We start from the raw sequence: 13,555 nt of genomic DNA, 5'->3' as shown, positions 1-13,555 counted from the left end.
CCGGGCTCAGACGGCCTCGACGACCTGCATCGGAGCCGCGTCCTCGCCGCTCTCCGCCGAAGGCGCCCCGCTCTTGAGCGGCACCTCCTTCACGAACAGCGCCGCGACCAGCACGATCACCGCGATCCCGGCGCCCAGCAGGAACGCCGAGTGGGTGCCGGCGGACACCGCGTGCTGGTACGCCTCCCGCGCCACCGCGGGCAGCTGCTTCAGGTGCTTCGCGTCCAGCTGCGCGGACTTCTCGGTGATCCTGGAGCCCACCGAGCCGGCCCGCTCGGCCATGACGTGCTGGACGCGGTTGTTGAACAGCGCGCCCATGATGGCCACACCGAAGGAGGAGCCGAGCGTGCGGAAGAGGGTCGTGGACGAGGACGCGACGCCCATGTCCTTCATCTCCACGCTGTTCTGCGCCACCAGCATGGTGATCTGCATCAGGCAGCCCATGCCCAGACCCAGCACCGCCATGTAGATGCCGGAGGTCAGCCGGGTCGTACCCGTGTCCATCATCGAGAGCAGATACAGCCCGACGATCATCAGTGCACCGCCGACGATCGGGAAGATCTTGTAGCGGCCGCTGTTGGTGGTGACCCGGCCCGCGACCATCGAGGTCACGAGCATCGCGCCGAGCATCGGCAGGAGCAGCAGACCGGAGTTGGTCGCGGAGGCACCCTGCACCGACTGCTGGTAGAGCGGCAGGTAGAGCGTGGCGCCGAACATCACGAAGCCGGTGATGAAGCCGATGACGGACATCAGGGTGAAGTTGCGGCTGCGGAACATGTGCAGCGGTACGACCGGCTCGGCGGCCCTGGCCTGCCACCACACGAAGCCGATCAGCGCGACGACGCCGATGCTGGTCAGCTCCATGATCCGGGCGGAGGTCCAGGCGTACTCGGTGCCGCCCCAGGTGGTGACCAGCACGATCGCGGTGATGCCGATGGTCAGCAGGGCGACGCCCTGGTAGTCGATGCGCGCCCGCGCCCGCTTCTTGGGCAGGTGCAGCACGGCGCTGACCAGGGCCAGAGCCACGGCACCGAGCGGCAGGTTGATGTAGAAGGACCAGCGCCAGCCCCAGTTGTCGGTGATGGTGCCGCCGACCAGGGGGCCGCCGATCATCGCGAGCGCCATGACGCCGGCCATCATGCCGGTGTACTTGCCGCGCTCCCGCGGCGGGATCAGATCGCCGATGATCGCCATGACGCCGACCATCAGACCGCCGGCGCCCAGGCCCTGCACGGCCCGGAAGCCGATGAGCTCGCCCATGTTCTGGGCCATGCCGCTGAGGGCCGAGCCGATCAGGAAGATCACGATCGAGGTGAGGAAGGAGCCCTTGCGCCCGTACATGTCACCGACCTTGCCCCAGATCGGGGTGGAGGCCGCGGTGGCCAGGGTGTAGCCGGTGACCACCCAGGACAGGTGTGCCAGGCCACCCAGATCGCCCACGATCGTCGGCATCGCCGTACCCACGATCATGTTGTCGAGCATCGCGAGCATCATCGCGATCATGAGGGCGAGCAGGACCACCCGCACGCTCTTGGGCTGTTTGCCCTCCGGTTTGCTGTCCATGACGCTTTCGACCGTGTCCGCCATCTCTTCCCATTCCCCCACGGCGGCCACTTACTTGCCGCCCGGCTAGTTCACTACACTGGAAAAGTAGACCTGCCACTAGCCGGGCGTCAAGTAAGTTTCCGCGGGAGCGCGAGGAGTACGAGGATGGGCGTCACCATGGACGGCACCAAGCAGCAGCGCCGCGGCAACACCCGCCAGCGCATCCAGGACGTCGCGCTCGAACTCTTCGCGGAACAGGGCTACGAGAAGACCTCCCTGCGCGAGATCGCCGAGCGTCTCGACGTCACGAAGGCAGCCCTGTACTACCACTTCAAGACGAAGGAAGAGATCATCGTCAGCCTCTTCGAGGATCTGACGAAACCGATCGGGGACCTGATCGAGTGGGGCCGCAGCCAGCCGCACACCCTGGAGACCAAGCAGGAGATGATGCGGCGCTACAGCCTCGTGCTGACCGGCGCCGAACCGCTCTTCCGCTTCATGCACGACAACCAGGGCACCGTCCGGGACCTGCGCATCGGTGACATCTTCAAGGACCGGATGCGCGAACTGCGGGACATCCTCATCGACCCGGAGGCCGAACTCGTCGACCAGGTGCGCTCGGTCAGCGCGATGTTCACCCTGCACGCGGGGATGTTCCTGATGCAGGACCTCGAAGGCGACTCCGAGAAGAGGCGCGAGGCCGTGCTCGAAGTCGCCCTGGACCTCGTCACCCAGGCGCACCGGCACGCCGGTCGGCAGGACTGACCCGGAGGCCGACGCGCTTGCCGCACACGAAGTGCGGGTGCGGGCCCCGGAGTTGAAGTCCAATCCTTGGCAGCCGATGTCACGTGTGCGGCTTGCCGCCGGGCCCGCACACCGGCGGCAGAGGGAAATGTGACGCACACCTCTGGCCACCTACCGTTCAGTAACCCTACGGTTCCCCTCACGCCACCCTCACCTCAGATCATGCCCCTGACATTTCAGGTACACGTACGGACGTGAGAGGACCCCCACCGATGACCAGACGCCCCTGGGCGCTCCGTATATCCGCAACCGCCGTCTCCGTGGCCGCCCTGGCCGCGATGGCCGCCCCGGCCCAGGCAGCGGACGACACGGCGACCACCAGCAGTTCCGCCGCCAAGGTCGACTACGCCACCTGGCAGAAGGACTGCCAGGCCGTGATGGACCAGGCCCTGCCGTACGTGAAGGAGCGGATCGCCGACGCGAAGCCGGGCGAGAAGCAGGCGATCGTCTTCGACATCGACAACACCACGCTGGAGACCGACTTCGGCTTCAGCTACCCGCAGCCGGCCAACAAGCCCGTCCTGAACGTCGCGAAGTACGCCCAGGAGCACGGCGTCTCGCTGTTCTTCGTCACGGCCCGCCCGGGCATCATCTACCTGCCCACCGAGTACAACCTCGAATACGACGGCTACGACGTCTCCGGCCTCTATGTGCGCGGCCTGTTCGACCTGTTCAAGGATGTCGCCGCCTACAAGACCGCCCAGCGCGTCGACATCGAGAACAAGGGCTACACCATCATCGCGAACATCGGCAACAGCGCCACCGACCTCTCCGGCGGCCACGCCGAGAAGACCTTCAAACTGCCGGACTACAACGGGCAGTTGTCGTAGGCCACGGCTTTCGCAGGCATGCGAGAGGGGGCCGGTGCTGGCAGCACCGGCCCCCTTTCGTTCGGCTGTTCCGCCGGAGGCTTACGCCTCCTTGCTCAGATTCGGCCCCGCACCGCCGGCCGCCTGCTCGATCGGCGGGACGTCCGGCAGTGCCGACTTCTCCTCGCCGCGGAAGGTGAAGGTCTGGGCGTCGCCCTCGCCCTCGGTGTCCACGACCACGATGTGACCGGGACGCAGCTCGCCGAAGAGGATCTTCTCCGAGAGCGTGTCCTCGACCTCGCGCTGGATCGTGCGGCGCAGCGGACGCGCGCCCAGCACCGGGTCGTAACCCTTCTTGGCCAGCAGCTCCTTGGCGGACTGGGAGAGCTCGATGCCCATGTCCCGGTCCTTCAGGCGCTCGTCCACCTTGCTGATCATCAGGTCGACGATCCGCAGGATGTCCTGCTGCGTCAGCTGCGGGAAGACGACCACGTCGTCCACGCGGTTGAGGAACTCGGGGCGGAAGTGCTGCTTGAGCTCGTCCGACACCTTGTTCTTCATGCGCTCGTAGTTGGTCTTCGTGTCACCCGCGGCGGCGAAGCCCAGGTTGAAGCCCTTGGAGATGTCCCGCGTGCCGAGGTTGGTCGTCATGATGATGACCGTGTTCTTGAAGTCCACGACCCGGCCCTGGGAGTCGGTCAGGCGACCGTCCTCCAGGATCTGCAGCAGCGAGTTGAAGATGTCCGGGTGAGCCTTCTCGACCTCGTCGAAGAGGACGACGGAGAACGGCTTGCGGCGGACCTTCTCGGTCAGCTGGCCGCCCTCTTCGTACCCCACGTATCCGGGCGGGGAACCGAAGAGACGCGACACCGTGTGCTTCTCGCTGAACTCCGACATGTCGAGGGAGATCAGCGCGTCCTCGTCGCCGAAGAGGAACTCGGCGAGCGCCTTGGACAGCTCGGTCTTACCGACACCGGACGGGCCGGCGAAGATGAACGAACCACCCGGACGCTTCGGGTCCTTCAGGCCCGCGCGCGTACGGCGGATCGCCTTCGACAGCGCCTTGACGGCGTCCACCTGGCCGATGACCCGCTTGTGGAGCTCGTCCTCCATGCGCAGCAGGCGGCTGGACTCCTCCTCGGTGAGCTTGAAGACCGGGATGCCCGTGGCCGTGGCCAGCACCTCGGCGATCAGCTCGCCGTCGACCTCGGCGACGACGTCCATGTCGCCGGCCTTCCACTCCTTCTCCCGCTTGGTCTTGGCGGCGAGGAGCTGCTTCTCCTTGTCGCGCAGGGAGGCGGCCTTCTCGAAGTCCTGCGAGTCGATCGCGGACTCCTTGTCCCGGCGGACGGCGGCGATCTTCTCGTCGAACTCGCGCAGGTCCGGCGGAGCGGTCATCCGGCGGATGCGCATCCGGGAACCGGCCTCGTCGATCAGGTCGATCGCCTTGTCCGGCAGGAAGCGGTCGGAGATGTACCGGTCGGCCAGGGTGGCCGCCTGGACGAGGGCCTCGTCGGTGATGGAGACGCGGTGGTGCGCCTCGTACCGGTCACGGAGACCCTTGAGGATCTCGATGGTGTGCGGCAGGGACGGCTCGGCGACCTGGATGGGCTGGAAGCGGCGCTCCAGGGCCGCGTCCTTCTCCAGGTGCTTGCGGTACTCGTCCAGCGTGGTCGCACCGATGGTCTGCAGCTCGCCGCGGGCCAGCATCGGCTTCAGGATGGAAGCCGCGTCGATGGCGCCCTCGGCGGCACCCGCACCGACCAGCGTGTGCAGCTCGTCGATGAACAGGATGATGTCGCCGCGGGTGCGGATCTCCTTGAGCACCTTCTTCAGGCGCTCCTCGAAGTCACCGCGGTAGCGGGAGCCGGCGACCAGGGCGCCGAGGTCCAGCGTGTAGAGGTGCTTGTCCTTGAGCGTCTCGGGCACCTCGCCCTTGACGATGGCCTGGGCGAGGCCCTCGACGACGGCGGTCTTGCCGACGCCGGGCTCACCGATCAGCACCGGGTTGTTCTTGGTACGGCGGGACAGCACCTGCATGACCCGCTCGATCTCCTTCTCGCGCCCGATGACCGGGTCGAGCTTGGACTCACGAGCGGCCTGGGTGAGGTTCCGGCCGAACTGGTCCAGGACGAGAGAGGTCGAGGGGGTGCCCTCGGCCGGGCCGCCCGCGGTGGCGGTCTCCTTGCCCTGGTAACCGGAGAGCAGCTGGATGACCTGCTGCCGCACCCGGTTGAGGTCTGCGCCCAGCTTGACCAGGACCTGGGCGGCGACGCCCTCGCCCTCGCGGATCAGGCCGAGCAGGATGTGCTCCGTGCCGATGTAGTTGTGGCCCAGCTGAAGGGCCTCGCGGAGCGACAGCTCCAGGACCTTCTTGGCACGGGGGGTGAAGGGGATGTGCCCGGACGGGGCCTGCTGGCCCTGACCGATGATCTCCTCCACCTGCTGGCGGACCGCCTCAAGCGAAATGCCGAGGCTCTCCAGGGCCTTAGCGGCGACACCTTCGCCCTCGTGGATGAGACCCAGGAGGATGTGCTCGGTGCCGATGTAGTTGTGGTTGAGCATCCGGGCTTCTTCCTGAGCCAGGACGACAACCCGCCGCGCGCGGTCGGTGAACCTCTCGAACATCGTTAATCGCTCCTCAGAGCGGTCAGGCAGTGGGGGGAACTTCCCCTCCCTGTCCTTCCGCAGCTTAGTCCCGCAAGCGGGGACCGCTCATTCCAACTGCCGACACCGTCGATGGCCTCCTGACCCCTGACGCCGACATCTGCTCCAACCCGATGGTGCGAGACGATGTTCCCGCAGGCCAGGCAGTTACCCCCATCGTCAGTACGCCGATGGCGAACGTGAGACGGGCCGTCCTGCGTGTCGCCCCCTCCCACTAGGCATGTCTTACCCGCTGGGACTGACACTCCATGCGGCGCGCACCGGTTCCCTCCGCTATGGGCGAACAACCTTGCGCCTCCCCGCACCCCCGCGCGCCCCCTCTTTCGGCACTCTGCGCGATCGATCTCACACCCAGCGTAACCTCCCGGTCGCTCCGGCGGTTGCCCTTGGCATGGTTGGCTCGGTCCCCATGGCCTCAACAGTTCCTCTTCCCCGTCGCCCGCTGGATCCGGACGTACCGGACCTCGGTGATCTTCCGGATGTCCCAGATGTCCCGGATACCCGGGTCCGGCACTGGTATGAGAACGATCTGGGCTGGGCGACAGTGCCCGGACGGCCGCTGCGGTTGCTCACGGGGGTGCGATTCGACGTCCTGGACGTGCCGGCCGAGGCGGGCGCGGGGGCGCTCCGGCATCTCGCGCCGGGCTCTCCGGTGGCCCTTCGGGGCGACCGGATGGAGCTGCTGGTGGCCGCGGGCAGCGCGGAGGAGCTGCCGGGGCTGCTGGACTGGCTGGAGTGGAGCGCCGTGGCCCTCGACCTGCGGGTCCTGGGGGCGGGCGACGCGATGGGGGCACCGGTCCCCCCGACGAACGTGTCCGAAGGGGGCGTGCGCCCCGGGTCCGTGCAGGGGGCCGCCGTATGGCTGCGGCCCCCTGGGCCCGGATGCGAGGTCGAGGCCTCGCTGCCGGCGATGCCGGCCATGGGGCGCGAGAGGAGCGCCCCCGATCTCGTACGACTGCTGGACACGGTGGCAGCGCAGTGTCACCGCGTCCGGCTGCGGCGCCCGCGCACGGGACTGCCGGCCGCCTGTCGGCGGGATCAGCCGTTGGCCTTCTCGTAGGCCTCGCGAATGGATGCGGGAACCCGACCGCGGTCATTGACCTCGTAACCGTTCTCCTTCGCCCAGGCGCGGATCGCCGCGGTGTCCTGGCTGCCACCGGAAGCGGCACGCGCCTTTCCGCGTCCGCCCGACGCACGGCCACCGGTGCGGCGCCCGCCCTTCACGTACGGGTCGAGAAGGCCGCGCAGCTTGTCCGCATTGCCGGTCGTGAGATCGATCTCGTACGTCTTGCCGTCCAGCGCGAACGTCACGGTCTCGTCCGCCTCGCCGCCGTCGAGGTCGTCGACAAGAAGGACCTGAACCTTCTGTGCCACCGGATTTCCTTTCATCGATAACGTTGAGGACCGGGGCTGCGCGGTGTCCGCCGTTTCGCCGCCCCTGTTATATGCAGTACTGCAGTACGTCGGAAAGCAAACCGCTTTTGCCGGAAAAACACAAACCCCTGGGAGAGGGCCGACGGAGCGGCCCCGTCCGGAAACATGCGCGTTTCGGACATAGGGCACCTGGGCAATGACGATCACAGATGCAGAAGCATCCGGCTGTTGCCCAAGGTGTTCGGTTTCACTCGTTCGAGACCCAGGAACTCCGCGACGCCCTCGTCATAGGAACGCAACAGCTCCGCGTACACATCGGTGTCGACCGGTGTCTCCCCGATCTCCACGAAGCCGTGCTTCCCGAAGAAGTCCACTTCGAAGGTCAGGCAGAAAACCCGGCGAACGCCGAGCCAGCGCGCGGTCTGCAGCAACTTCCCCAGCAACTGATGGCCGACGCCGGCGCCCTTGAGGCCGGGCTTCACCGCGAGAGTGCGGACTTCCGCGAGGTCCTCCCACATGACGTGCAGCGCACCGCAGCCGACCACCTCGGCGTTGTCGTCACGTTCCGCGACCCAGAACTCCTGGATGTCCTCGTAAAGCGTGACCGTGGCTTTGTCGAGCAGGATGCGGTCGCGGACGTAGGCGTCGAGGAGGCGGCGCACGGCCGGGACATCGCTGGTCCGGGCGCGCCGGACCGTGATGGCTTTTGCGGAGACTTCGGGACGCTCTGCTGACATGAGCGGACGCTATCGCCCGTCCGCGTCCGGCGCCGAGCCGGGGTTCTCCTCTTCCCGGGCTTCGGGCGCTTCCTGTTCCGGGGCTTCCTGTTGTGCGGCTTGCTGTTGCCGCGCTTCCGGGGCTTGAACGGTTTCCGGGCCCTGGACGATGCGTACGGCGTCCCGGAGGGCCTGGCGCTGTTCCTCGCTCATCATGCCGAAGAAGGCGACAAGAGCGGCGGCCGGGTTGTCGCTCTGCGACCAGGCGTCGTTCATGAGGGCGGCGGCGTACGCGGCTCGCGTGGAGACGGCCTCATATCGATAGGCCCGCCCTTCCGCCTCGCGGCGCACCCAGCCCTTCTGATGGAGATTGTCCAAAACGGTCATCACGGTGGTGTACGCGATGGAGCGTTCCTGCTGGAGGTCTTCCAGGACTTCTCGAACGGTCACCGGGCGGTTCCACTTCCACACCCGCGTCATGACCGCGTCTTCGAGTTCTCCCAATGGGCGAGGCACAGCTCAGAACAATAGTGGGAGATCCGGGCAATGGCGTGCCGGACGTGCACTAAACCCATGAACCGGAACAAAAAGGGCGCACAGCCCGAAGTCGTACGGCGATAGCGCACAGTGACGGCGAGAGCCGCGGGCAGGTGCGCGGAAGGGAGCGAGGTCCGGCGGGCAGACTCAGGCGTCGCCGCCGGCGGAGGCCTTGCCCACGCTCTCCGCGCGCGCGAGGGCGGCGTCGACGGCCGCGTCCTCCTTGGCCTTGGCGGCTCCGCCCTGGGTCTTCACGATCACCCTGACCACACCGATGAAGAACACGGCCATCACGACCGGAGGCACGAGCGCGGAGACGTAGTCCATGCCCACCAGAGTAGCCACGGGACGACACCCGGAAGGCGCGGGGTGCGCACACACCACCCGGCCGTGACTGCCGTACCGGCGGTGCGGGTGGGAACGCGGGTTCCGGCCGTGGGCCGTAGGCGGTCAGCCGGCGGCCAGTTGGCGGGTTTCGGCCGGGCTCTGAGGAGGCGTGGGCTTGCGGCGGGGGAAGACCTCGCCCGGCGTCGGAATGGGCCGCTTCGGCGCCGCCGGCTCCGTGCCGGGCCGCTCCCCGGGCGTCGGTGCGGGTTTCGGCGCCGGCTTCTGCGGAGGCTTCTGGACGGGCTTCTGAGGCTCTCCGGCCTGTTCCTCGGCCTGGAACACCCCGCACGCCCCTCCGCCGCCCTGAAGGGCCAGCAGGCGGGTGCGCGAGGGCGGTACGGCGGGTGCCGGCACCCTGCGCGCGCCCTGCGCGAACCGGGCTCGTACGTCGTGCTCCGCCAGCGCCTGGCAACGGTCCAGCAGCGCCGCCGCGACCGGGTTGCCGCGCAGCGCCCGCAGCGCGGCAAGATCGTCCGGCGTCGGCCGGTGCCCGGCCCCCAGCGCCTCCTCCAGGAGGGTGAGGTAGCCGGCGGCGGTACCCGGCAGCGCCGCCCGGTACCGGCCGAGGTCGGCCACCAGGAACGCGCGCAGTCTCGCCCCCTCGCGCTGCGCCTCGTCGAGCGACTCGGCGAGCCGGTAGCAGTCCTTGACGTCCTCGGCGGACGCTTGGCCGGGGTGAAGGGCGAGGGCGAGGGCGCGGCGGAGCACACGCAGCTCCTCCACGCCGAACGCCATGCCGCCGCGGGATCCGTATGGCGTGGGCATGCGGCGACGCTACCGCTAATCGGACAAAAGTGACGGATCGGGATGATTTTTCGCCGCGTGTCGCTCCCGGTTTCCCTCGACCGGGGCTACGGCACGCGCGCGTGGAGCGGGGGAACCGGGCGGGAAACCGTAAGGGGAACGCGGGGAGGGAAACCCGGGCGCGCAAAACCGGGTGCGAAAAACCGGGTGCGAGAACCGGCGCCCCGCACAGGCGCCGGTCACCTCACAGCCGCGACACGTTCCGCTCGTACACCAGCCGCAGCCCGATCAGCGTCAGCCAGGGCTGGTGCTCGTCGATCACGGACGACTCCCCCAGCACCATCGGCGCGAGCCCGCCCGTGGCGATCACCGTCACGTCGTCCGGGTCGTCGGCCAGCTCGCGCGCCATCCGGCTGACGACCCCGTCGACCTGCCCCGCGAAGCCGTACACGATGCCGGCCTGCATGGCCTCCACCGTGTTCTTGCCGATCACGCTGCGCGGCCGGGCCACCTCGATCTTCCGCAGCTGCGCACCCTTGACGCCGAGTGCCTCCACGGAGATCTCGATGCCGGGCGCGATGACCCCGCCGACGTACTCCCCACGCGCGGAGATCGCGTCGAACGTGGTCGCCGTACCGAAGTCGACGACGATCGCCGGGCCGCCGTACAGGTCGACGGCCGCGACCGCGTTGATGATCCGGTCCGCGCCGACCTCCTTGGGGTTGTCGGTGAGGATCGGCACGCCCGTCTTCACGCCCGGCTCGACCAGGACGGCGGGAACGTCACCGTAGTAGCGCCGGGTGACCTCGCGCAGCTCGTGCAGCACCGACGGGACGGTCGCGCAGATCGCGATGCCGTCGATGCCGTCGCCCAGCTCCTCGCCGAGCAGCGGGTGCATGCCCATCAGACCCTGGAGCAGCACCGCCAGCTCGTCCGCCGTGCGGCGCGCGTCCGTGGAGATGCGCCAGTGCTCGACGATGTCCTCGCCGTCGAACAGGCCGAGGACGGTGTGCGTGTTGCCGACGTCGATCGTGAGGAGCATCGCGGTTACTCCGCCTCGCGCAGGTCGAGGCCGATGTCCAGGATCGGCGAGGAGTGGGTGAGCGCGCCGACGGCCAGGAAGTCCACGCCCGTGTCGGCGTACACGCGCGCGATGTCGAGCGTGAGCCGGCCGGAGGCCTCCAGCAGGGCCCGGCCGCGGACGATCCCGACGGCCTCCGCGCACTCGTCGGGCGTGAAGTTGTCCAGGAGGATCAGGTCCGCTCCCGCCTCGACTACCTCGCGCAGCTGGTGCAGGGTGTCGACCTCGACCTCGATCGGCACCTCCGGGAAGGCCTCCCGTACGGCCTTGAAGGCCTGCGCGACGCCGCCGGCGGCGACCACGTGGTTGTCCTTCACCAGAGCCGCGTCGGACAGCGACATACGGTGGTTGACGCCGCCGCCGCATCGGACGGCGAACTTCTCCAGCGAGCGCAGACCCGGGGTCGTCTTGCGGGTGTCCCGGACCCTGGCCTTGGTGCCCTCCAGCGCGTCCGCCCACGCGCGCGTGGCGGTCGCGATGCCGGACAGGCGGCACAGGATGTTCAGCGCGCTGCGCTCGGCCGTCAGCAGGTCACGCGTCCGCGTGGTGACCGACAGCAGCTTCTGCCCGGCCTCGACGCGGTCGCCGTCCTCGACGTGCCGCTCGACCTCGAACTCGTCCGTGCAGACCACGGAGAGCACGGCCTCGGCGACCCTGAGGCCCGCCACGACGCCCCCCTCGCGCGCGGTGAAGTCGCCGGTGGCGGTGGCGTCCTCCGGGATGGTCGAGACGGTCGTCACGTCCACGCCACCGTCCAGGTCCTCCTGGATGGCGACATTGGCGATGTCCTCGACCTCGATCGGGTCGAGCCCGGCGGCGGCCAGCAGCTCGGCGAGCGCGGGGTCGAGCCCGCTCTCCAGGTACTCCTCGTCGCCGTCCGCGCTACAGGCGCAGCCGTCGCCGCAGCCACCGGTCGGGGCGAGGGGAAGGTCGTCGGTGCTCACGTCTGTCACTGCTCCTGAGGCGCTGGGTGTTACCGGGTAGGGGGGAAGTCTGCGGTGTCGGTGGTGTGCACGGCCAGCGAGCGGTCGGGGTTCAGCCGCACGACGATGTGCCGGCGCCAGTGGGCGTCGTCGCGCTCGGCGTGGTCCTCGCGCCAGTGGCAGCCGCGGGTCTCCTCGCGCAGCCGCGCGGCGGCGACCAGGACGCGGCCGACGCACAGGAGGTTGGTGGCCTCCCAGGTGTCCACGCCGGGCTCCGCGGTCTTGCCGTTCTCGTCGAGGGCGTCGCGGGCCTCCGTGTGCAGTTGCTGCAGCTGTTCGGCGGCCCGGGCGAGGGACTCCTCCGAGCGCAGCACGCCGGCGCCCTCGGTCATGATCCGCTGGATGGCGAACCGGGTCTCGGGGGCGAGCAGCGGGTGCGCGGGCGTCTCGGGGTGCTCGACCGGTACGGGCACGCGCGCGTGTAGGCCGTTCTGTGCCCGCGCGGCGATGATGTCGGCGGCGATCCGCTCGGCGTAGACGAGGCCTTCGAGGAGGCTGTTGGAGGCGAGCCGGTTGGCGCCGTGCACGCCGGTGCAGGCGACCTCGCCGCACGCGTACAGGCCCGGCACGGTCGTCCGGCCCCGGGCGTCGGTGCGCACGCCTCCGGAGGCGTAGTGGGCGGCCGGGGCGATCGGGATGGGCTCGGTGAGCGGGTCGATCCCGTTGGCGCGGCAGGCGGCCAGGATGGTCGGGAAACGCTGCTCCCACATCTCGGCGCCGAAGTGCCGGGCGTCGAGGTACATGTGCTCGGCGCCCTGCTCCAGCATCCGCCGCAGGATGCCCTTGGCGACGATGTCCCGGGGCGCCAGCTCGGCCAGTTCGTGCTGCCCGGCCATGAAACGCACCCCGTCGGCGTCGACCAGGTGGGCACCCTCGCCGCGCACCGCCTCGGAGACCAGCGGCTGCTGGCCCTCGGCGTCCGGACCGAGGAACAGCACGGTCGGGTGGAACTGCACGAACTCCAGGTCGGAGACCTCGGCGCCCGCGCGCAGCGCCAGCGCCACGCCGTCGCCGGTCGACACCGACGGGTTGGTGGTCGCGGAGAAGACCTGGCCCATGCCCCCGGTCGCGAGCACCACCGCGGGGGCGTGCACGGCGCCCACGCCGTCGTGCTGGCCCTCGCCCATCACGTGCAGCGTGACGCCCGCCGTACGGCCGTCGGCGTCGGTCAGCAGGTCCAGCACGAGCGCGTTCTCGATGGTGTGCAGCCCACGCGCGCGTACCGCCTCCACGAGCGCCCGGGAGACCTCCGCGCCGGTCGCGTCGCCGCCCGCGTGCACGATCCGGCGCCGGTGGTGGCCGCCCTCGCGGGTGAGGTGGATGTCGCCCTCGCCGTCGGTGTCGAAGTGGGCTCCGGTGGAGATGAGGCGCCGTACCGCGTCGGGGCCCTCGGTGACGAGGATCCGCACGGCCTCCTCGTCACACAGGCCCACGCCGGCCACCAGGGTGTCCTCCAGGTGCTGCTCGGGCGTGTCGCCCTCGCCGAGGGCGGCCGCGATGCCTCCCTGGGCCCACCGCGTGGAGCCGTCGTCCAGGCGGGCCTTGGTGACGACGACCGTCGTCAGGCCCGCGGCCTGGCAGCGCAGGGCCGCGGTCAGGCCTGCCACGCCGGAGCCGACGACGACCACGTCCGCAGAGATGGCCCAGCCCGGGGCGGGCGCGTGCAGTCGTATGCCGGTGCTGGTGCCTGTGCTGGTCACGAGGCGGCTCCAAAGGTCAAGGGAAGGTTGTCGATCAGCCGGGTCGTGCCGACCCGGGCGGCGACGGCGAGGACGGCCTCGCCGGTGAAGTCGTCGCCGATCTCGGTGAAGTCGGACGGGTCGACGAGCGCCAGGTAGTCCAGTTCGAGCGGCGGGACGAGCCGGGCGGCCTCGTCCAGTACCTGGCGGGCGGCCGCGCGGACGGCCG

General features: G+C 69.4%; 14 protein-coding genes. 3 read left to right on the top strand and 11 right to left on the bottom strand.

Annotated features, from left to right (window positions below):
• Nucleotides 1–6: 6 nt before the first annotated feature.
• The gene (locus ABT288_RS34605; protein WP_351616430.1) at nucleotides 7–1,587 is read right to left on the bottom strand and encodes an MDR family MFS transporter; all 1,581 of its coding nucleotides are present in this window, start codon (nucleotides 1,585–1,587) and stop codon (nucleotides 7–9) included.
• Between the two features lie 123 nt (nucleotides 1,588–1,710).
• Here ABT288_RS34605 and ABT288_RS34600 point away from each other — a divergent pair, with 123 nt between their 5' ends.
• Together ABT288_RS34600 and ABT288_RS34595 are read left to right on the top strand one after the other, a co-directional pair.
• Entirely contained in the window at nucleotides 1,711–2,310 is a 600-nt protein-coding gene (locus ABT288_RS34600) for a TetR/AcrR family transcriptional regulator (RefSeq protein WP_351616428.1), read from the top strand.
• Between the two features lie 251 nt (nucleotides 2,311–2,561).
• Nucleotides 2,562–3,179 carry an HAD family acid phosphatase gene (locus ABT288_RS34595; RefSeq protein ID WP_351616425.1) on the top strand — a complete coding sequence of 206 codons (618 nt, stop codon included), beginning with the start codon at nucleotides 2,562–2,564 and terminating at the stop codon, nucleotides 3,177–3,179.
• A gap of 81 nt (nucleotides 3,180–3,260) precedes the next feature.
• Here the strand turns inward: ABT288_RS34595 and ABT288_RS34590 are convergent, their stop codons facing one another.
• Nucleotides 3,261–5,786 (bottom strand): ATP-dependent Clp protease ATP-binding subunit, encoded by a 2,526-nt coding sequence (locus ABT288_RS34590; RefSeq protein WP_351616422.1) that lies wholly within the window; start codon nucleotides 5,784–5,786, stop codon nucleotides 3,261–3,263.
• Nucleotides 5,787–6,216: 430 nt separating this feature from the next.
• Here ABT288_RS34590 and ABT288_RS34585 point away from each other — a divergent pair, with 430 nt between their 5' ends.
• Nucleotides 6,217–6,885, top strand: coding sequence for an SCO3374 family protein (locus ABT288_RS34585; RefSeq protein WP_351616419.1), 669 nt, complete (start codon nucleotides 6,217–6,219; stop codon nucleotides 6,883–6,885).
• Here ABT288_RS34585 and ABT288_RS34580 read toward each other — a convergent pair.
• From ABT288_RS34580 to ABT288_RS34540, 9 genes are all read right to left on the bottom strand, one after another.
• Nucleotides 6,864–7,199, bottom strand: a complete 336-nt coding sequence (locus ABT288_RS34580) for a histone-like nucleoid-structuring protein Lsr2 (RefSeq protein WP_067051481.1) — start codon at nucleotides 7,197–7,199, stop codon at nucleotides 6,864–6,866. The two genes, ABT288_RS34585 and ABT288_RS34580, sit on opposite strands and share 22 nt — an antisense overlap.
• A 203-nt stretch (nucleotides 7,200–7,402) precedes the next feature.
• Nucleotides 7,403–7,936: an amino-acid N-acetyltransferase gene (locus ABT288_RS34575; RefSeq protein ID WP_351616415.1), complete on the bottom strand. Its 534-nt coding sequence runs from the start codon at nucleotides 7,934–7,936 to the stop codon at nucleotides 7,403–7,405.
• Between the two features lie 9 nt (nucleotides 7,937–7,945).
• Entirely contained in the window at nucleotides 7,946–8,395 is a 450-nt protein-coding gene (locus ABT288_RS34570; RefSeq protein WP_450861801.1) for a BlaI/MecI/CopY family transcriptional regulator, read from the bottom strand.
• Nucleotides 8,396–8,599: 204 nt separating this feature from the next.
• A complete protein-coding gene (locus tag ABT288_RS34565; RefSeq protein ID WP_351616489.1) occupies nucleotides 8,600–8,779 on the bottom strand; it encodes a hypothetical protein in 180 nt (59 codons plus the stop codon).
• A gap of 123 nt (nucleotides 8,780–8,902) precedes the next feature.
• A complete protein-coding gene (locus ABT288_RS34560) occupies nucleotides 8,903–9,574 on the bottom strand; it encodes a hypothetical protein (RefSeq protein WP_351616486.1) in 672 nt (223 codons plus the stop codon).
• A 253-nt stretch (nucleotides 9,575–9,827) separates the two neighbouring features.
• A complete protein-coding gene (locus tag ABT288_RS34555; protein ID WP_351616409.1) occupies nucleotides 9,828–10,625 on the bottom strand; it encodes a type III pantothenate kinase in 798 nt (265 codons plus the stop codon).
• A gap of 5 nt (nucleotides 10,626–10,630) precedes the next feature.
• Nucleotides 10,631–11,608 carry a carboxylating nicotinate-nucleotide diphosphorylase gene (gene nadC, locus ABT288_RS34550; RefSeq protein WP_351616406.1) on the bottom strand — a complete coding sequence of 326 codons (978 nt, stop codon included), beginning with the start codon at nucleotides 11,606–11,608 and terminating at the stop codon, nucleotides 10,631–10,633.
• A 29-nt stretch (nucleotides 11,609–11,637) separates the two neighbouring features.
• Nucleotides 11,638–13,347, bottom strand: a complete 1,710-nt coding sequence (locus tag ABT288_RS34545; protein WP_351616403.1) for an L-aspartate oxidase — start codon at nucleotides 13,345–13,347, stop codon at nucleotides 11,638–11,640.
• The coding region (locus ABT288_RS34540) for a pantoate--beta-alanine ligase (protein WP_351616401.1) at nucleotides 13,344–13,555 on the bottom strand (212 nt) is incomplete at its 5' end. The genes ABT288_RS34545 and ABT288_RS34540, both read right to left, overlap by 4 nt.

The sequence above is a fragment of the Streptomyces sp. NPDC001093 genome, assembly GCF_040298985.1.
Lineage (GTDB): Bacteria > Actinomycetota > Actinomycetes > Streptomycetales > Streptomycetaceae > Streptomyces.
This window is presented reverse-complemented; position numbering and strand designations above follow the sequence as displayed.